Raw genomic sequence first — 20,262 nt, 5'->3', positions numbered from 1 at the left:
AGCGCTATCAATACATTTATAGCTACAACACATTTATAGTTACAACATACTTGTATACATAAACACTACATCCCATATTTATATATTCCCTCATAAATAGCCTATGAGGGAATTGTAGAATTATAATTGTGTGGCGGTCTTCATGGCACGGACAAAAGTCATTAACTTTTCCAGCATCACCTGAGGTTGGTGAAGATTTTCTTCGATGATTTTTACAATGGCAGAACCTGAAATCGCACCTGTAGCACCGTTATTGAGTGCAATTGCCACCTGTGAAGGTTCGGAAATACCAAAACCTTGTAGGGCAGGAGCCGCATGATATTCTTTAAGCTTATCGACAAGATGGTTCAATGGCTGCTTGGCGCGATTTTCACTACCAGTCACTCCCGCCCTTGATAGCAGGTAAGTATATCCACGTCCAAATGAAACAATTTCACGCAGTAAATCATCATCTGCATTCGGGGGACAGATAAATATCGGGGCAATATCATATTTCATGGCGGCTGAGCGGAAAGGTAACGATTCTGATATCGGTACATCAGCCACCAAAACGGAATCAACGCCAGCCTCTTTGCAGCAGAGGTAAAATTTATCAATCCCATTGTGGAATACTAAATTCGCATAAACTAACAGACCAATTGGGATATCGGGATGTTTAGCGCGAATTTTTGCCAGCAGACTGAAGCACAATGCAGGCGTGACCTTAGATGATAACGCACGTAAATTGGCATTCTGGATGGTTGGGCCGTCAGCGAGGGGATCTGAAAATGGAATACCTAATTCAAGCGCATCAGCGCCACCAGCGATTAATGTATCAATGAGTTCCAGTGATAATTCAGGATTAGGATCGCCCAGGGTGACAAAAGGAACAAAAGCGCCTTGATTTTGATTTTCCAGCTTCTTGAAAAGTTGTTGATAACGTTCCATCAGATTTCCCCTCTGGATTTTAGAATATCGTAAACGGTGAAGATGTCTTTGTCGCCACGGCCAGATAAGTTGACGATTAACAACTGCTCTTTATCGGGTTCCTGACGGATCATTTTCAGAGCATAAGCCAGCGCATGAGATGACTCCAAGGCAGGAATAATGCCTTCATTGCGTGATAGTTCCTGAAAAGCAGCCAGTGCTTCATCGTCAGTGATTGAGACATAATCAGCTCTGCCGATGCTGTTTAAATAAGCATGTTGTGGACCGACTGAAGGAAAATCTAACCCGGCCGAGATAGAGTAAGACTCTTCAATCTGCCCGTCTTCCGTCTGCATAATCGGGGCTTTCATGCCAAAGTAAATGCCTAATTTTCCGTGTTTCAATGGAGCGCCATGTTCACCCGTTTCGATACCATGTCCGGCAGGTTCAACACCGATCAGGCGAACGGTATTTTCTGGAATAAACTCAGCAAACAGGCCGATCGCATTCGAGCCACCGCCGATACAGGCAATAACTGCATCGGGCAGGCGCCCTTCTTTTTCTAAAATTTGCGCCTTGGCTTCTTCACCAATCATGCGTTGAAATTCTCGTACCATCGTCGGGTACGGATGAGGGCCTGCTGCTGTTCCCAATAAGTAATGGGCTTTTTCATAGCAGCCAGACCAGTCACGCATTGCTTCGTTGCAGGCATCTTTCAAAGTTGCTGAGCCGCTGTGAACAGGGATCACCTCAGCTCCCATCAACCGCATGCGAAAAACATTGGGGGATTGACGTTCAATATCTTTTGCGCCCATATAAATACGGCATTTCAATCCCAATAACGCGCAAGCCAACGCGGTTGCAACTCCATGCTGACCTGCGCCTGTTTCAGCAATGATTTCGTTTTTTCCCATCCGTTTAGCTAACAATGCTTGTCCCAGGACCTGATTGGTTTTGTGAGCGCCGCCGTGCAGTAAGTCTTCACGTTTTAGGTAAAGACGAGTTTTTGTACCCTTAGTCAAGTTATGACACAGGGTTAAGGCTGTGGGCCTGCCTGCGTAGTTTTTCAATAAATCTTGAAATGCCTGCTGAAATTCAGGATCTCTTTGTGCATCAATAAAAGCTTCTTCTAATTGATTAAGTGCAGGGACCAAAATTTGAGGAACAAATTGTCCGCCAAAGTCGCCAAAATAAGGATTCAATTTACTCATTATTCTACTCATCCATTTTTGTCTGAAAAATTAGTGATAACAGCGTAATTGTTGAAATACCTGTTTGATCTTTTGACTACTTTTGATGCCTGGGGAAACTTCGACTCCAGAGTTAAAATCCAGCCCATAACAACCAAGAGTTGCCGCCTGTTGGCAATTTTCTGCATTCAGGCCGCCAGCCAACATATTGTTATATTGAAGTTGTGGATTAATTAACTGCCAGTCAAATGGTTTCCCTGTGCCTCCTGACCCATTATCCAGCAATAAATGATCCACATTAGGTATTTCGGAAAATTCCGCAGTTTTGGACATATCAATAGCTTTCCAAATTTCGCAGTGTTCAGGTAGTACAGTACGTAATGTATTGATGTAATCTTCGTTTTCATGCCCATGTAGCTGAACGGCGGTAAGCGAAAGAGTACGGGCGATATCACTGACAACATCAACGGGTTGGTTTTGAAATACCCCGACATATTGTAAAGACGCTTCATTGATGATCTGTTGGGCTTTTTGCAGGCTCACTTTACGCGGTGATTTTTCTGCAAAAATAAGGCCACCGTAGACTGCACCCATCTGCAATGCTGTTTTGGCATCTTGTGGGCGGGTTAAGCCGCAAATCTTGTTATTACCTAAAATCAGGCGGCGTAAAGCGAGATCTAAGTTTTGCTGTGCCATTAAAGAGCTGCCAATGAGAAAACCGTGAGCAAATTGGCTTAATTCACGCACTTGACGATGCTGATGGATGCCGGATTCACTGATAATGATAGTATCTTTGGGTAAACCAGCCGCCAGTTTGCGGGTGCGTTCCAAATCAATGGACAAATCGCGCAGATCCCGATTATTGATACCAATAACTTTTGCACCTAATTCAATTGCCCTTTGCTGCTCATTTTCATTACTGACTTCGGTCAGTACACCCATATCAAGGCTGTGTGCCAGTGCAGATAAATCACGATACGTATCGTCATCAAGAACGGAAAGCATCAATAAAATAGCGTCAGCCTGATAATAACGGGCGAGGTAAACCTGATAGGCATCAATAATAAAATCTTTGCATAGAACCGGTTGGTGTACGGCAGAACTGACCATTTTGAGAAAATCATAATTGCCTTGAAAGTATTTTTCATCAGTCAAAACAGAGATTGCAGCAGCATAAGGCTGATAAGTTTTAGCAATGCGAACAGGATCGAAATCTTCACGAATTAATCCTTTTGAAGGGGATGCCTTTTTACATTCTAAAATAAAAACAGTCTGATTAGCGGATAAAGCCTGATAGAACCGACGATGACTCGGTATAATGGCATCAATAAAACTTTCCAGTGGCTGTTTTGCTTTACGAGTCATCAAGTATGCTGCTTTATCATCAACAATTTTCTGTAATATGCTGGTTTTCATGATTAAATCCTTGCCGCCAATGCTGTCACTTTTTCATAAGCATGACCGCTATAAATGGTATTGAGTGCCAATTGTGTATTTTCTCGTAGATCTTCGTGCCCATGAATTTTCATCAAGAGAGCAACATTCGCTGCTACGGCATCGGCATGGGCTTTTTGCCCCCGGCCTTGCAGTAATAGTGCCAACATATCGCGATTTTCTTCCGGGGTTCCGCCTCTCAGTGAAGATATAGAATGGCCCGGTAAGCCAAAATCTGCGGCCGTTAACCGGTACTGTTGAATCTCGCCATGATTGAGTTCTGCAACATAGGTTGGGGCATGTAAAGCGACTTCATCCATACCGCCACTGTGTACAACGGCGGCGCGTTGATAACCTAAAACCTGTAGGGTACGAGCTATGGGTTCTACTAATTCAGAACTGTAAACTCCAATGAGTGATAAGGGAGGACGAGCAGGATTAATCAATGGGCCAAGTACATTGAATAATGTCCGGGTTTTTAATTGCTGGCGAACTTGTGCCGCATGACGAAAGCCACTGTGATATTGAGGGGCAAATAGGAAACAGACACCAATATCATCCAGAGCGCGGCGTGAATCTTCGGCACAAATATCCAATGCAATGCCGAATGCCGCCAGTAAATCGGATGATCCAGAACGGCTGGAAATACTGCGGTTACCATGTTTTGCCACTTTAAGCCCACAAGCTGCGGCAATAAAGGCGCTGGCCGTTGAAATATTGATGCTGTTTGTACCGTCTCCGCCTGTGCCGACGATATCACAAAACATGTAATCAGGACGAGGAAAGGGAACAGCATTTTCCAGGAATGCCTGGGCCGCACCTGCAATTTCTTGTGGTTGTTCACCATGTAGTTTCAGACTAATTAATACAGCAGCCAATTGTGCATCACTCAACTCACCATGAATAATGGCAGTGAATAGTTGCTGGCTTTCTTGCTGTGTCAGTGTTTGGGCACTGAATAATTTTTCAAAAATCAATTGCATTTTCCCATTCCTTCAAGTTTAGTGCCTTTAATTCGATACCTTCAAACCTAACATTTTTAATTCAGTGCCCACGCCAGAGTTTGTTCAAGCAACTTAGCGCCTTGGGTAGTTAAGATAGATTCGGGATGAAATTGAAGCCCACAAATCTTGTGTTCATCATGACGCACTGCCATGACGGTATCTCCGCATGATGCCGAGACTGTCAACATCGCAGGAATATGCACAGCGGCAAGAGAATGGTAACGAGCAACAGGTAAGGGATTTGGCAGACCGGAAAACATAGCTTGTCCATCATGAGTGGCTGATGTTGCTTTACCATGCAAAATTTCCTGGGCAGCAGAGACTTCTCCTCCATAGGCTTCAATAATTGCCTGATGTCCAAGGCAAATGCCAATCACCGGAATTTTTCCAATCACTTGCTTGACTAATTCAGGCATACAGCCTGCTTCTGATGGTTTCCCCGGGCCGGGTGACAGCATCAACAGGGGAGATCCCATTTCGTGGAGTTTGGCAATAATGATATCTGTAGCCACAGTATTGCGATAAATAATGACTTGATGACTGTGGCTTCTCAGTTGGTCCACGAGGTTATAGGTGAAGGAATCAACATTATCGAGCAGAAGAATATTCGCCATTAGAATGTCACCTCTACTTGATGGGCTTGGGCAATAGCGCGAATGACGGCTCTGGATTTATTGTGTGTTTCATCTACTTCTGATTGGGGAATGGAATCCAAAACAATACCGGCTCCGACTTGTACAGTAGCTTGGCCGTTTTCCACATAGGCAGAACGAATGACAATGCAGGTATCAAAATCTCCTTTGCCAGTGAAATAGCCGACTGCGCCACCATAGCTACCACGCCGTTCGCCTTCATGTTCTGCAATGAGCTGCATGGCCCGAACCTTAGGCGCTCCTGTCAACGTACCCATATTCATGCAGGCCTGATAGGCATGGAAAATATCCAAATCATGGCGAAGCGTACCGACAACACGGGAAACCAAGTGCATGACAAACGAATAACGATCGACTTTGGTTAAATCGGCGACATATCGGCTTCCCGGCTCACAAATGCGAGCCAGATCGTTACGGGCCAAATCAACCAGCATCACATGCTCAGATATTTCTTTCGCGTCAGTACGCATTTCCAGCTCAATTCGGCTATCAAGGTCGGCATCTAATTCTCCGTTGGCATTGCGTCCGCGTGGGCGTGTACCGGCTATCGGATAAATTTCTATCTGGCGATTGTTGGCATCATATTTAAGGGCACTTTCTGGTGAGGCTCCGAACAGGCAAAAATCCTGATCTTGCATAAAAAACATATAGGGGCTTGGATTTTGTTTTTTCAGTGTGTGGTAAGCGTTTAATGGAGAAGGGCATGGCAAGGTAAAACGCCGTGACGGAACAACCTGAAAGACATCCCCTTGACGAACTGATTGCTGCAATTGCCGCACAATATCCGCATATTGCTCATCACTCCGATTGCAATCAATGGTTATGTCAGACAGTTTGACAGGCAAGAATGGCTGAAGCGGTTCTGAAATGGCGGAAGCCAATGTTGCCATACGTTCGTTAAGGCGTTGCCTTTCCGTATCGGATTCTCCAAACAGTACAGTTTGTAACGATGAGTGCTCATACCGATGGTCAATCACCAATAGTGTTTCTGCAAGATAGAAACAGAAATCCGGACAACGCTGGCGGTTTTCTACTGTGGGCAATAGTTCAAAACCAGCGACTAAATCGTAAGCAAACAACCCGCCAACGAAGATGGCATCGGGGGATTCTGTAAACGATGCCAATGCTGTTAAAGCCCGCAATGCGTCAAAAACTGAATCAGATTTTAACCGACTATCTTCATCCAGATTGTGTTCGGCAGCAGGGAATTTTGCTTGAATAACTTGAGAATTCACACTCAATTCGGCTTTTTCTGAGAGTAAATTGGCAAGTATAGGGAGTAGATTTTGGCCATTTTCGGTAAGTGCTTCAAAAGTAACCTGACGATTGTTGGCTGTAATACGCATGGCACTATCGATGATCAAGATGCTTTTGATATTATTTTTGCTTTGAATTTCAGCAGACTCTAATAATAATGTAGAGGAACGATGACCACAAAGTTGATGGAAAAGCAGTGTTGGATCAGTTTTGTAAGCAGTATCTGTTTGATTTATTGAAATATTAAATTCTTTGTCGTCAGTCATTTTACACCCCGTCATTACCTTCATTGCAAAAATTCAATTTATAAAAAAACCCGCTTGTTAGGCGGGTTTCGGCACTTGCATATCTGTACTTATGTGCATGAGCCAACCGTCCTGAATGGGAAGTTGTGCCACCAACCACGGTTTTTCATCGCTTTTTGCATAAGTACGATCATTGTAAAGTGCCTCATTTACTGAATGGTATTTTTGGTTAAGAATGTTTGCCTTACCTCTGTACTAGTAAACTGGTTCAAGTTCGACTTGTCAATGATTTTTTTCTTGTTTGTAAAAATGAGGTTATTAGGTTGGGTGAAGAAGGGAAGGTTGTGAAACGGTTATATAAAATTTGTTGGGTAACCTATCTACAGTTGTGTGTATAGTCAAAGCTATTCAAAAACAACGATAATGAATGGAATTTTTTATAAAAAACTAAAATTCTATTCAATTTTATACCAATCCAACTTCAAGATGCGTGTTATATCTCCCCACACCGCGGGGAAATATAAGGCTTCACGTTATCTTGCTGGTTGCAACTTGAAGCTTATAGAGTATAGATACATTAGTGTGTTTTTTAATGTTTAATCTGCATGACATATAATTATAACAATTTAAAATCGTTTGGTTTTTTATAAGTTTTATAAGAGCAATCCAGTTGCAAATTAGCCTTAATAAGCTTAGCGTGATTTAAAAGTGTCATCATTAATTTAAATAACAATGTTATTTTTAATTGAGGGTTGTCTTTATGAAAACAAAAAGAATAAAATTATATAATGTGTTGTTTTTTATTATTCTAATTATTTTCAATAATGCTTATGCAAATGAATTGATGAGTAATAATGTTACTTTAGATTACAATTACAGTAAATCAAAGGGAAATGGAAAAGTAAGCGATTTATCAGAAACTTATAATCTAACTTTTGAGAATAAAAATCAGCTTTATGATTTGCAAATTAAAGTGTTAAATTTTTCATGTATGTATGAAACGGGAGATAAAAATATCATTTTAAAACCTAACAGCATACATCAAGAGGAAATTGAAGATTCCAATAGCTTTAAACCCTTTTGGTGGTGGCCGTGGGGATGTGAGGGGGACGATAAATTTCTAAAGTGGAATGTTGCTATTTATGAGTATGGTGGAGTATATAAATCATGTGACATTGAAATTAGAGTATCATTTGATATATGGGCTTTAAAGTGGACAACTGCCGTTAATATTGAAAATAACAATAATTGTCAGCTTACTATCACAGCAACTTGCGATGGTGAAGATTGTAAGAATATGACAGTTTTCCCTGCTGCTAAAAATATTGCTATAACTATCGATGATTATAACGCTTGGGCACCTCCAATAATTACCTCACCTAAACCGAACTCAACAGTTGAGAACAACTATATTACAATTTTAGGAAAAGGTTTAATGGAAGACGGTACTTTTCCTAAAATTAGGACAAATTTTAATTCGTATAATTATTCAGTTCAATCTACAGGGGATGATAAAAATTGGATGGGTCAACTCTGGATAGGTTGTGGCATTACCGGAGAAATTAGCATTGTAGAAATAGAAAATTCTGAAGTCACTTTAAATGGCCCGCCATGTGGAGCAACAATCACTTCTATCCAGAATGGACAAACTATTCCGGCAGGGAAATATAGTTTATCTGGTCGAGTGAACAGTGATACGGCTGATCATGACAGAAATATGCAAGTGGAAATAACAGGCTATAAAAGGGATGGGACTATTTATTCACCAACAGCGAATTATACTCCAAATGTTGATACTGGAACGGGTAAATGGAGTTTGGAGGATTTAGATGCTGTTTGCGGGATTAATTATAATGTATCTGTTAATGCATTTTTTATGCTTTCTGATAGTAAACCAACTTTACCCAGTTTAGTAGGAACAAATATTTCCTATCGTACACCGGATTGTTCGATTGAAATAACCAACCCTAAAGATCATGAAGTTGTTTCTTCAACAATTTATGATGAACAGAACATCTCAATTAGTGGTCATGCTGCTGATGGCAAGGTTACTGTGGAACTTTTAGATGATACTGAAGAGGAAATTAATATCATAGAAGGAAATGCTGTAAATAATAAATTTGAAGTTAAAGATATAAAAATTCCTATAGGTTTTATAAGCATTGAAGCGAGTGATAGTTCTAATCAAAAAAGTAAAAAAGTGACTATATTGAGCTCTAAGGTTTTTTCCGTAGAAGCTAAAAATGACAGTGTATTCACAGTATTTAGTGGAACATCTATGCAAAATATTATAGGTGGAGATAAAGATCAGGATTTTATACCTAAAGTTGAAATATCATACGATGAACTTGATTTTTCCGAAGAAGCGGATCCTGATGAGAAAGGTAATTGGAAAGGAGAAAGCAAACATTATGCTAAGAGAGGAGTATATATCTTTACTTTTCAGGAGAGTAACAATAATAGGGATTATGCAGTACGGGATGAAATAACACTAAAATGTACAGGTAGTGATCTTGGAATGAGTTGTGTTATCCAGTAATAATAATTATTTTTATATTAAATGAGGTTGCTATGACTATTTTTAGAACTGTTTTCATACTATTTTTTTTATTTTATTTAGACCAGTCATTTTCTGACTCTGCATTAAAATCCTCGCCTTTAAAGGCTATTTATGGAGGTGAAAAAAGTTGTATAGACATTGGAGGTGATAAGTGTAAATCGTGGATTGTTAATATTTCTGAAAAAAAATCAGATGATGAATATACACCACTCTGTAGTGGTTCGTTAATTTCACAAGACTACGTTTTAACTGCTGCACATTGTAAAATAAAAGGTATTAAAGAATATTTTATCTTAAATGATAAAAAAGATGTGATTAGTTCTGTAAAACCTGAGGATTTTATAATACCTAGCATTGATAAAGATTTCGCCCTTATGAAGTTAGAAAAACCAGTGTCATTAGATAATTATGGTCGTATCCGTCGTTTTTTTAACTATGATGAGGTTTATGGAAAATTAAATGAAGATTATTATAATGCTTCTATTTATGGCTATGGTAATCTAGGCATTAATGAAGAAACAGGTGAGGAAATAAGTAATGATGGAACCCTGCGCAGAGCTGATGTGAAATTTTTTGCTAAGGCTTTAGATACTAAAGGATGGCAGGGATTTATGATAAAGGAAAATGAAAAATTAAATTCAGGAATTACTCAAGGAGGAGATTCTGGTGGGCCAATCATTTGGAATGATACAATTATTGGTGTTACTTCTTGGGGGTATGAAGTATTAAAAATAAAAAAGGAAGAAGATAAGGATAATTATCCTTTTTCTTTTTTTTCAGATGTAACTAGTAAATCTGCCTATTTGTTTGCTGAAAAAATGAAACAAATTTGGATTAACAGTCCAGATTGGAATGGTCATTTAAGAAAGAGAGGGAAGCATGTTATTGTTAAAGGCCTGGGAAGAAAAAGTAGCAAAATAGAGGTTGTTTATTCTATTGGGAATGGGAAAAAAAACGTATATGATTGTGGGAATATTCCGCTTAATGGAAAATGGGATTGTCATATTCCACATGAAGAATTCTTTGCTGAAGATATTAATGAAATGGAAGATTATGTAATAACAATTACCGCCAGGGAATCATCAAAATATTCACCGGAAGAACGAGTAAAAGAATGGAGAGAAGATACTGTAAAGGCAAAAATACCTTCTATTTCAAAAGAATTTGGTATTGATTATCCAATTGATAAATCGACTATATTTACTAAGGATTTTATAATACGCGGTTATGCTGATCCTTATTCGGGTGTTAAATTGATACTAAAATCTCATTTAAATAAAGAAAATTATTATACTCAAGATAAACTATGTAAGGAAATAAAAGATGGAGAGGTAATAAAAACAAATGAGTATGGATATTGGTCATGTGCTGTAAAATATGAAAAAATAATCAATATTAATAAAGAGACTGATTATAAGTTGAATGCAATACAACTTACAGATAATAAATACATTTATGATGAGGTTAACATAAGTTTAAAACCAAAAGAATTAACTAAGTTAAAAATTAAACGAAATGAAGAGGATAAAAGTAATGTATATAGGAAAAAATTAGAATATGATGTTAATTATTCTAATGAGGCGAATATTGTTTGTATTTTTAATACTAAATCTTTCGATTGTGCAAATAAACATAATGATAAACATAAGTTTTATTTGTTAAATGTTTCAGGGGGTGATGTTTATAATAAAATCGAATCCGAAATTAATGTGGGTGGAATACAAAAGATTGAGAATAGTGATCCTTTGGATGAAAAATTACGGGATTCTATGGCGGATAGACTTGAAGGTGGGTATTTCAAACCTAATTTTATTCGTTCAAACGACATTAAAAATGCGCGTGAGGTTTTATCTGGAAAAATTAAAAGTGAAAGTTTTTTTGGTATTGGAGGTGATGATAAAAGATACATTGATCCGAATGAAGATATAATCTTGCCTTCAGAATATTATATATGTATGAAGAAAGAGAATAATTCATCTTCATTTGCTGAAAGAAATCAATGTGATGGAGAAGGAAAAGGGGGTACTTATCAAGAAATTGAGTTAGAAAAAGGTAAGTATGTTGCTGATATTCCAATAGAATATGCAACCTATTTAGAGAAGGATAACTTCCCAACTTGGCGTCTTTCTCTCCCTTCCACATTGCAAGATGGACTTTATTATATTGCGGTAGCAGATAAGTATCATCCAGTGGGATTAACTAGATTCAAAAAGAATTGGTTCAGATTAACTCCTGAAAGAAGCTATTTTAGTATAAAAACCCCGGAAGTTAAGATTAATACTCTTTCTGAAGGAGAAACAGCTACTGTAGGTAGCTCAAGCTTTTTGTCAGGGAGTTCTAATGTACCAGGAGATGAAGTTGCTATTAAAAGACGTAAGATTGCTCACTCATTAGAGTTGGAAAAAAACAATCAAAATCTGAGTAATGAAACAGTTATTTGCACAGGAGCTGTGGTTAGTGACAATGGTAACTGGCAATGTGGTAAACCAATTATTTTCCCAGCAGGCACCTATGAATTAACCGCCGAATTGATAAAAGAAGGAAAAGTTGTTGCCACCGATATCACACACATCACGATTAAAGATAAAAATGATGATGATGAACCTGAACAAAAAAAATTTGAAATAAATAACCCCAAGAATAATTCAACGGTTGACCCAGATAATCCCATCACTTTTTCTGGTACGTTTAGTGGTCCTGCTGGCGGTGGTTTTGGTGGTTTTATAAGTAGTCTGATTGGCGGGCTTTGGGGGGTAATTGAAGGGATTGCTTCTGCATTCAGTGGTGCTCTGGGTTTCTTTTGGGAATTCACAATTCATCCGGGAGATATTTTTGGGGGCGATACCTATATGATGACATTGCAGGAGACCCAAAATGGCGTAAACGTTGGTGATCCTATTAAATGGGCTTTTACTGTCCCAATGCGTATTACTGAGCCTAAACTAGGGGCACAGTATAGATTAAATGACAAAATCTCTATTAAGGGTCAGGGAAGCCCCGGTCAATTCGTTTTTGTCGCGGGTTCAGAATATCTCCTGCCACCAGAAAAAGTAACTTTTCCGATTTCAAGTAGTGGGTTCATTTGTACAACAACGGTGGATGAAAAAGGAAAATGGGCATGTCCTGATAATCCCGTTCTGACAGCAACCAACGAAGGAAAGTTTTTCCTTTATGCCGCTCAATATAAAAAAATAGGTTCAGCTCAGTTGGGAGAATTAGGCGATACTTATGAAAGAACTTCACAGGTTACGCGTAGATACGAAGTCACTAAAACAAAAATACAAATCACAAACCCGGAGCATGGAGCAAAAATAGCAAAACTGCCTTTTACTGTTTCAGGCACGGGAGAAAAGGGCGCTCAGGTATATATTGAGGGCTTCGGTGGTGCTGATGATTGTAATACCACCGTTGATGCTTCATCGGGTCAATGGTCCTGTGGGCCTTATCAGCCCGAAGAAGGTAAATATACCCTTTCTGCTGATCAATTTATCAGTGATCAATTAAATTCAACATCGCAAATCTCTTTTGAAGTTCAGACTAAAACCATTAAACCTGTTGTTATCACTCAACCACATAATGGTGGGGTATATCGGCATCTTGACAATATTTTACCGCAGGGAACAGGTGAACCGGGGACAACGGTTTGTTTGGCTGAGAAAGTGCTTTCCCAGATCTGTCAAACGGGTGTCACTGTGGATGAACAGGGCAATTGGGAATGGATTGATGGTCTGGATACCGCAGTTAAAGGTGAACAAAAACTGGTGGCAATGGCCTTTTTGGATAACGTGCGTCAATCTACAGCGAAGGTGACATTTAAGATTGAACCTACTGCTGGTGAAACAGCGTTAACAGTAGAAACGCCCAAAGAAGATGAAGTGATAAAAACACCTTCATATACCTTTAGCGGTACGATACCAAGTAATGCTAAGACAGTTACGGTGAAAGCATTTAGTGGTCATGATGATTGCTTGGCGAAGCTCAATATGGAGGATTACACGTGGACATGCGGGCCTTACAGCTCTGTACCGGGGGATTATGATGTAGCAGTGGTAGATGATGCTGGTTCCCAGATTAACAGAAGTTTTAAGGTGCGTTATGGGGACAATTTGCAAATGCGAGTACTTGAACCCACAGAAGGAGAACAAATTGCAACTCCAACGCATACCATTAGTGGCAAAGGGCAGGCTGGCGCTATCGTCGTCGTTTCTATTGCAGGTAAGAGGATCTGTGAAGTTTACGTTGATGAGAATCAATACTGGGCGTGTCCGGATGCCGTGAAGTCTATTCCCGGTGATTATCGACTTTTCGCACAGCAGTGGGTGGATGATGAATTCCCAGGTAAGCCAGTAATACGAAACTATGAAGTGATATATGGTGTACGTGATATTGCTGTAATTACACCGACAGAAGGGGAAAAAATTACGACAAAAACGTATGAGATTAGTGGGAAAGGGCAAATTGGTGCAAGAGTGACCATTTCTTCTTCTGGCAAGAAGCTTTGTGATATTTTGGTAGATGAACAGCAAAACTGGAGTTGTCCTACAGTTCAGTCTGTACTAGGAGAATACCAGTTTTTGGCCCAGCAATGGGTGGACGGAACGCCTTCTGTAAGATCTATCACTAGAAATTATGAAGTGCTCTATGGAATACAAGATATTAAAATTGATACTACAGCAGATGCATTTTGTTTGGATCAAAATTCATACAGGCCGACCTCCGCGTTTGTGGTGGGAACGGCAACAAAAGGTGCATATGTCTCTTTAAAAGTAGAATCCGATGGTGGATATTCCTCAACTTGCATAACACAAACGTTAGAGACGGATGGTAGTTGGAGCTGTCGTGTCGATGATATTGAATTAGGAGGATATAATTTAACAGCGAGACAATCAATTACATCAAATGGTCATTCAATAAGCCCCATAGTAAATCAAAAGGTGAATATTACTTATAACAAAGATCTTCGAATTACTGAGCCTTTTAATAGAGAGAACTATGAAACTACCTCTTGGACCAGGAATTCAGGTTGGGTTAATGTGTCAGGTACAGGAACCCCTGAATCGCAAGTTCTTATTGAAGTAGTTGAATCGTCGTCAGGAAATAAGAAGACGGCCAAAGTTAACGTTGGCAAAAAAGGAGAATGGAATTATGGGGAACCTTTTTGGGGCGGGTTTTTATTAGATATTGGAAATTATACTTTAAATGTTTCCAGCCAATCTTGTGGACAAAATCAGTCAGCGAATGTTTATTTCTCAGTTGCACAAGCTCCACCCCCAATTTATTGCCCACCTCATGCCATTTGTTACGGTAAATAAAGCTGAGCCAGCTCTCTATTATGAGAGCTGGTTTTTTAGCCTTAAATTCACTCCCCTTTAATTTCATCCCCTGTGTTATCATTTCCGCTTCGTACTCGATATCACCCGATAGAGAGTACCTTTGTTTTCCCTTTCAACAAAACAGGTACAGGACAATGACTGAAGCCGCCAGTGAAATGACAAGGCGCTATGATCTGCATAGCCATACGACTGCTTCAGATGGGGTTTTATCGCCTGAACAGCTCGTGGACAGAGCTATTTCTATGGGCATTGATGTACTGGCAATCACTGACCATGATACGACGGAAGGTATTCCATCGGCCTTAAATCATATTCAGCAAAATGATTTGTCTTTGACATTGGTATCCGGTGTTGAAATTTCGACATTATGGGAGAATTTTGAAATCCATATTGTTGGCTTAAATGTTGATATTCACTCTCTTTCTTTCAGAAAATTTCTGGTTAATCAGGTTGATTTAAGGCAACAACGTGGCATTGAAATTGGGCGGCGATTGTCTAAAGCAGGTATCCCTGAAGCGTGGGAAGGAGCATCCCGGCTGGCTAATGGGGGGCAGGTCACTCGCGGTCATTTTGCCCGTTATCTCATAGAAGCTGGCATTGAACCCACTATCCCTAAAGTGTTCAAAAAGTATCTGGCGAAGGGGAAAATCGGTTATGTTCCCCCACAATGGTGTACAATTGAGCAGGCGATTGAAACCATTCACCAGGCTGGCGGGCAGGCGGTGATTGCCCATCCCGGCAGGTACGATTTATCAATGAAATGGCTAAAACGATTAATAGCCTGGTTTAAACAACATGGCGGTGATGCAATGGAAGTTGCACAGTGCCAGCAAGCCCCTAATGAAAGGCAACAACTTGGTCAACTGGCAAGAGAATATGGGTTGAAAGTGTCATTAGGATCGGATTTTCACCAGCCTTGTTCATGGATAGAGCTTGGGCGCAATTTGTGGTTACCCGGTGATGTTGTACCGATATGGGACGACTGGACGCGGCTTGGGACTGCATAGAAGTAGAGGTTATCGTTATGGGCCAGTTTTTTTATATCCACCCTGATAATCCACAAAAACGTCTTATCGACCAGAGTGTGGATGTATTGAAAAAAGGTGGAGTTGTCATTTATCCAACTGATTCAGGTTACGCCATTGGTTGCTGCCTTGAAAATAAAGATGCGCTGACTCGCATTTGCCGTATCCGTCAATTGGAAGGGCGCCACAATTTTACGCTGATGTGCCGTGATCTGTCTGAAATCGCCACTTATGCCCATGTGGACAATCAGGCATTCAGGCTGATTAAAAATAACACGCCGGGCAATTACACCTTTATTTTACAAGCGACGAAAGAAGTTCCTCGTCGTTTGATGAATGAAAAACGTAAAACCATCGGCCTGCGTGTTCCTTCTAATCCTATCGCTTTGGCAATTCTGGAAGAGATGGGCGAGCCACTGATGTCATGTAGCTTAATTTTACCGGGAAATGACTTTGCCGAGTCCGATCCGGAAGAGATTCAGGATACATTAGGTAAACAGGTTGATTTAATCATTCACGGTGGTTATCTTGGGCAGCAACCGACGACAGTAGTGGATTTAACTGGTGATTCACCAGCCATTCTTCGCGAAGGCGAAGGTGATGTAACACCTTTTTTATAAGGTGATTTTTTTTATTTTAAATACGACGCCTGTGAAGGCGACAACAGAGGTTGCTCAATGAGCGATAAAACAGAAAAGTTACAAAAAGTTCTCGCGCGTTCTGGTCATGGTTCCCGTCGCGAAATTGAAGGATATATTCAACAAGGGCGCATTAGCATTGATGGCAAGACCGCAACGTTGGGTGATCGAATCGAAGTTAAACCCTCAGTAAAAGTTCGTCTGGATGGGCGAATTTTAAATATCAAAGAACCACAGAAAACTGTTTGCCGTGTTCTGGCTTATTACAAGCCGGAAGGTGAATTGTGTACCCGCCATGATCCTGAAGGCCGTCCGACTGTCTTTGACCGCCTGCCAAAAATGCAGGGTGCGCGTTGGATCGCTGTAGGGCGTCTGGATATCAACACCTGCGGATTGTTGCTGTTTACCACTGATGGGGAATTGGCAAATCGCCTGATGCATCCACGCTGTGAAGTTGAGCGTGAATATGCGGTTCGTGTTTTTGGTGAAGTGGATAATGTAAAACTTCGTCAATTGACACAAGGCGTGCAGTTGGAAGATGGGCCAGCTTCATTCAAAACTATCACGTTCAAAGGTGGAGAAGGCATCAACCAATGGTACAACGTGACTTTGACAGAAGGCCGCAACCGCGAAGTCAGACGTTTGTGGGAAGCGGTTGGTGTGCAGGTTAGCCGCCTGATACGGGTGCGTTATGGTGATATCAATCTGCCGAAAGGTTTGCCGCGCGGCGGTTGGACTGAGTTGGGGTTGGAGCAGACTAACTATTTACGTCAACTGGTCGGTTTAGGCGAAGAGGTTGTGACCAAAGTCGCCGTTGAACGTGATCAACGTCGCATCAAGGCTAACCAAATCCGCCGTGCAGTAAAACGACATGCGCAGGTTGCATCCCGTCCAGCGGGGAAACGTCCTGCAAGCAGTTCTCGTCAGAATGCAGGAAGAAAAACAACGCCTAAAGGTCGTTAATCTTCTCAAGCCGCTGTTTCAGTTGACGTCAGCATTGATGCTGATTCTATTTGAAACAGCGGATTTGTTTACCAATCAACGCCTTTTTGCGCTTTGATTCCAGCATCAAAAGCATGTTTTACCGGACGCATTTCTGTGATTGTATCGGCGTACTCCAACAATTCCCGATGGCATCCTCGTCCGGTGATAATTACACTCTGATGTGAAGGCCGTTGTTTTAGGGCTGTCAGGACATCGGTTAGTTCCAGATAGCCGTAACTGACCATATAAGTCAATTCATCTAGTACGACAAGGTGCAACAAAGGATCAGATAACATCCTCAAGGCATGTTTCCATGCCGATTGGCAGGCTGCGGTATCTGTTGCCCGGTTTTGTGTCTCCCATGTAAAACCTGTTGCCATCACCTGAAATTCAACCCCCTGTTGTGCCAGTAAGTTCCTTTCCCCGCTTTCCCATGTCCCTTTGATGAATTGGATAATGCCAGCACGCTGTCCATGCCCAATCGCACGCGTGACAGTGCCAAATGCAGCGGTGGTTTTTCCTTTACCGTTTCCGGTAAATACGATGATTATACCTCGTTCTTGTTGTGCTGCTTCAATACGGGCATCGACTTTCTCTTTCTGGCGTTGTTGCCTTTTTTGGTACTGGCTATTATTTCTGGTCATTATTCGGCAGGCCCTGCTTTGCGACCGGGTTGGGCATCAAAACTGATACCAGAATCATTGCGACTGTCATCGCCCATGACATAAAGGTAGACAGGCATGATATCCGCCGGTGTTTTTAATTTGGTTGAGTTTTCATCAGGAAAAGCACTGGCTCGCATATTGGTGCGGGTGCCTCCCGGGTTGATACAGTTAATGCGCAGGGAAGTATGTTGATATTCCTGCGCCAAAACCTGCATCAGACCTTCCGTGGCAAATTTGGAAACAGAATAGGCTCCCCAACCGCTTCTGCCTTCCCGACCAACACTGGAGCTGGTAAAGACTAAAGAACCACAGGTGGATTTCAATAAAAGGGGAATTAATACCTGAGTCAGCATAAAAGTAGCATTGACATTCACTTGCATGACTTCGTGCCAAAGCTGGGCAGGTTGCTCTATGATCGGTGCAACAACACCAAGCAGCCCTGCGTTGTGCAAAACACCATCTAAACGGGAATAATGCTGTGCCAATTCACGGGCAAACGCCTGACATTCTTCTACGGTCACAGTCAGCAAATCCATCGTATAAATATCGGCCGGTAAACCGCCATCGTTTTCAATTTGCTGCTTGACGGCTTTCAGTTTTGCGGTAGTACGCCCGAGCAAAATAACCTGAGCACCATGACGGGCATAAGTCAGTGCGGCTTCGCGTCCAATGCCATCGCCAGCACCGGTTACTAAAATGATTTTTTGTTGCAGCAGGTCACTATTGGGGTGGTAATCAAACATCGGGCAATTTTCCTGTGTTGCTTGTCAATCTATTTATTTTTACATATAGATTGCCATCTCAAGATGGCATATGTGGCCTTCACCAGAACAAAGCTTAAAGTTTCCGTCAAATTTACCGGAATTGGCAAAAGAGTAGCACGCTAATTGAGATAAGGTTAAGTAAACTGTTAGAGCGCGGCTTTCGGTTTTTGGTTAGAATGAAACATATTGTTCATCATAAGTTAATAAAGGTGGATCTGTGGAATATTTGTCTCTATACGGATTGTTCTTAGCCAAAGTGCTCACGGTTGTTTTAGCCATCGTCGTTTTGGTGGTAGTTTGTATTGGATTAGGCGTACGTAAAACAATTCACAAAGGGGAATTGAAACTTACTAATCTTGGTAAGTCATATAAGGAAAAACAGCGTCAGATGCAGCAGGCTCGAATGAGTGAAGAAGAGAAAAAAATCTGGCAAAAAGCGTTGAAGAAACAGCAAAAAGATGATGCCAAGCAGAAAAAAGCAGAGGCTAAAGCAGGGCTGAAAGGTTTACAGAAGCCGAATCTTTATGTCTTGGATTTTAAAGGCAGTATGGATGCTCATGAAGTTGATTCCCTTCGTGAAGAGATCAGCGCAGTACTCGCCGTCGCAGATAAAGAAGATGAAGTTCTATTGCGTCTGGAAAGCCCGGGAGGCGTCGTCCATGGCTATGGGCTGGCTGCATCTCAATTGGCTCGTTTACGGCAGAAAGGGATACGCCTGACGATTGCCGTGGATAAAGTGGCTGCGAGTGGTGGTTATATGATGGCTTGTGTGGCTGACCGCATCATTGCTGCACCGTTTTCCATTATTGGTTCTATTGGTGTTGTTGCACAATTACCCAATATTCATCGGCTCTTAAAGAAAAATGATATTGATGTAGAACTGCATACTGCCGGAGAATATAAACGTACCCTGACTGTTTTGGGTGAAAACACCGAACTGGGGCGGAAGAAGTTTCAGGAAGATCTGAATGAAACGCATAAATTATTTAAGTCGTTTATCCATCAGCATCGTCCATCTTTGGATGTAGAGAAAGTGGCTACGGGTGAATATTGGTATGGCACACAAGCAAAAGAAAATGGGCTGATTGATGAAGTGGGTGTCAGTGATGATTTCCTGATCGAAAAAATCAAGCATTGTGAAGTTATCAGTGTCAGTTATTCCCGTCGTAAACGTGTAGTTGAACGTTTCATGGGCAGTGCGATGGAGAATGTTGATAAGTTATTGATGCGCTGGTGGCAAAGGGGAGAAAAACCACTGTTATAATAGCGTGAATCGTTATAGCAACCAGATGCAACGAGCTGGCAAAAGATTATGCGTTAATCCCGTCTTAAGGCAGACGTTGTGAATATAATGCGATCATGCGGGTAAATAGGGGGAATTATGATTATATCCTTTATTACCCGCATAATTATTGATAACTGGTTAGGAATAATGCGATTCGTTTTTTAATCGACTAGAGAATACTTTTCGGACAGTATATGTGCTAAATGTTTAAACATATTAAGAGCCTGTCCACCATTTTGTGTAAGTGCCATTTCTTAGTAATGACCGTCAAGGCGATCACCAAACTCAATAATAAAACGACTCATTGCCATTCGCCAGT

The 20,262-nt window shown here is 41.0% G+C and carries 15 protein-coding genes and 1 other annotated feature; of the genes, 6 read left to right on the top strand and 9 right to left on the bottom strand.

Annotated features, from left to right (window positions below; genetic code table 11):
* Window positions 1-120 precede the first annotated feature (120 nt).
* Genes trpA through Xmir_RS16675 form a run of 6 tightly spaced genes read right to left on the bottom strand, consistent with a single transcriptional unit; the run spans window position 121 to window position 6,710 of the window.
* On the bottom strand, window positions 121-927 hold the full coding sequence (trpA, locus tag Xmir_RS16700; RefSeq protein WP_099114811.1) for a tryptophan synthase subunit alpha: 807 nt from the start codon (window positions 925-927) through the stop codon (window positions 121-123).
* Window positions 927-2,117, bottom strand: a complete 1,191-nt coding sequence (trpB, locus tag Xmir_RS16695) for a tryptophan synthase subunit beta (protein ID WP_099114810.1) — start codon at window positions 2,115-2,117, stop codon at window positions 927-929. Before trpB ends, trpA begins: the two co-directional genes overlap by 1 nt.
* 30 nt (window positions 2,118-2,147) lie before the next feature.
* The gene (gene trpCF / locus Xmir_RS16690; RefSeq protein WP_099114809.1) at window positions 2,148-3,512 is read right to left on the bottom strand and encodes a bifunctional indole-3-glycerol-phosphate synthase TrpC/phosphoribosylanthranilate isomerase TrpF; all 1,365 of its coding nucleotides are present in this window, start codon (window positions 3,510-3,512) and stop codon (window positions 2,148-2,150) included.
* A gap of 2 nt (window positions 3,513-3,514) precedes the next feature.
* Window positions 3,515-4,513 (bottom strand): anthranilate phosphoribosyltransferase, encoded by a 999-nt coding sequence (gene trpD, locus Xmir_RS16685; RefSeq protein WP_099114808.1) that lies wholly within the window; start codon window positions 4,511-4,513, stop codon window positions 3,515-3,517.
* A 56-nt stretch (window positions 4,514-4,569) separates the two neighbouring features.
* The gene (locus Xmir_RS16680) at window positions 4,570-5,148 is read right to left on the bottom strand and encodes a glutamine amidotransferase-related protein (RefSeq protein WP_099114807.1); all 579 of its coding nucleotides are present in this window, start codon (window positions 5,146-5,148) and stop codon (window positions 4,570-4,572) included.
* The gene (locus Xmir_RS16675; RefSeq protein ID WP_099114806.1) at window positions 5,148-6,710 is read right to left on the bottom strand and encodes an anthranilate synthase component 1; all 1,563 of its coding nucleotides are present in this window, start codon (window positions 6,708-6,710) and stop codon (window positions 5,148-5,150) included. The genes Xmir_RS16680 and Xmir_RS16675 overlap by 1 nt, the downstream gene beginning before the upstream one ends.
* Window positions 6,711-6,750: 40 nt before the next feature.
* Window positions 6,751-6,850 (bottom strand) — a sequence feature (Trp leader region).
* A 599-nt stretch (window positions 6,851-7,449) separates the two neighbouring features.
* On the opposite strand from Xmir_RS16675, the gene Xmir_RS16670 reads away from it, so the two are divergent.
* From Xmir_RS16670 to rluB, 5 genes are all read left to right on the top strand, one after another.
* Complete coding sequence (locus tag Xmir_RS16670) at window positions 7,450-9,228, top strand: hypothetical protein (RefSeq protein ID WP_099114805.1); 1,779 nt, start codon at window positions 7,450-7,452, stop codon at window positions 9,226-9,228.
* Between the two features lie 32 nt (window positions 9,229-9,260).
* Window positions 9,261-14,561, top strand: coding sequence for a trypsin-like serine protease (locus Xmir_RS16665; RefSeq protein WP_099114804.1), 5,301 nt, complete (start codon window positions 9,261-9,263; stop codon window positions 14,559-14,561).
* Window positions 14,562-14,716: 155 nt separating this feature from the next.
* Window positions 14,717-15,589: an RNase RNM gene (gene rnm / locus Xmir_RS16660; RefSeq protein ID WP_099114803.1), complete on the top strand. Its 873-nt coding sequence runs from the start codon at window positions 14,717-14,719 to the stop codon at window positions 15,587-15,589.
* A gap of 17 nt (window positions 15,590-15,606) precedes the next feature.
* Window positions 15,607-16,227: an L-threonylcarbamoyladenylate synthase gene (locus Xmir_RS16655; protein ID WP_099114802.1), complete on the top strand. Its 621-nt coding sequence runs from the start codon at window positions 15,607-15,609 to the stop codon at window positions 16,225-16,227.
* Between the two features lie 57 nt (window positions 16,228-16,284).
* On the top strand, window positions 16,285-17,208 hold the full coding sequence (gene rluB, locus Xmir_RS16650) for a 23S rRNA pseudouridine(2605) synthase RluB (protein WP_099114801.1): 924 nt from the start codon (window positions 16,285-16,287) through the stop codon (window positions 17,206-17,208).
* A 68-nt stretch (window positions 17,209-17,276) separates the two neighbouring features.
* Here rluB and cobO read toward each other — a convergent pair whose 3' ends face one another.
* On the bottom strand, window positions 17,277-17,873 hold the full coding sequence (gene cobO / locus Xmir_RS16645; RefSeq protein ID WP_099114800.1) for a cob(I)yrinic acid a,c-diamide adenosyltransferase: 597 nt from the start codon (window positions 17,871-17,873) through the stop codon (window positions 17,277-17,279).
* Window positions 17,873-18,637: a YciK family oxidoreductase gene (locus Xmir_RS16640; RefSeq protein ID WP_099114799.1), complete on the bottom strand. Its 765-nt coding sequence runs from the start codon at window positions 18,635-18,637 to the stop codon at window positions 17,873-17,875. Before Xmir_RS16640 ends, cobO begins: the two co-directional genes overlap by 1 nt.
* Before the next feature lie 238 nt (window positions 18,638-18,875).
* Here Xmir_RS16640 and sohB point away from each other — a divergent pair, with 238 nt between their 5' ends.
* A complete protein-coding gene (sohB, locus tag Xmir_RS16635) occupies window positions 18,876-19,922 on the top strand; it encodes a protease SohB (RefSeq protein ID WP_099114798.1) in 1,047 nt (348 codons plus the stop codon).
* Window positions 19,923-20,104: 182 nt separating this feature from the next.
* On the opposite strand, the gene Xmir_RS34490 is transcribed toward sohB, so the two are convergent.
* On the bottom strand, window positions 20,105-20,194 hold the full coding sequence (locus Xmir_RS34490) for a DUF2498 family protein (RefSeq protein WP_145956902.1): 90 nt from the start codon (window positions 20,192-20,194) through the stop codon (window positions 20,105-20,107).
* Window positions 20,195-20,262: the final 68 nt, after the last annotated feature.

This window comes from Xenorhabdus miraniensis (genome assembly GCF_002632615.1).
The sequence above is the reverse complement of the archived record's forward strand: the minus strand, read 5'-3'. Positions and strand labels throughout refer to the sequence as shown.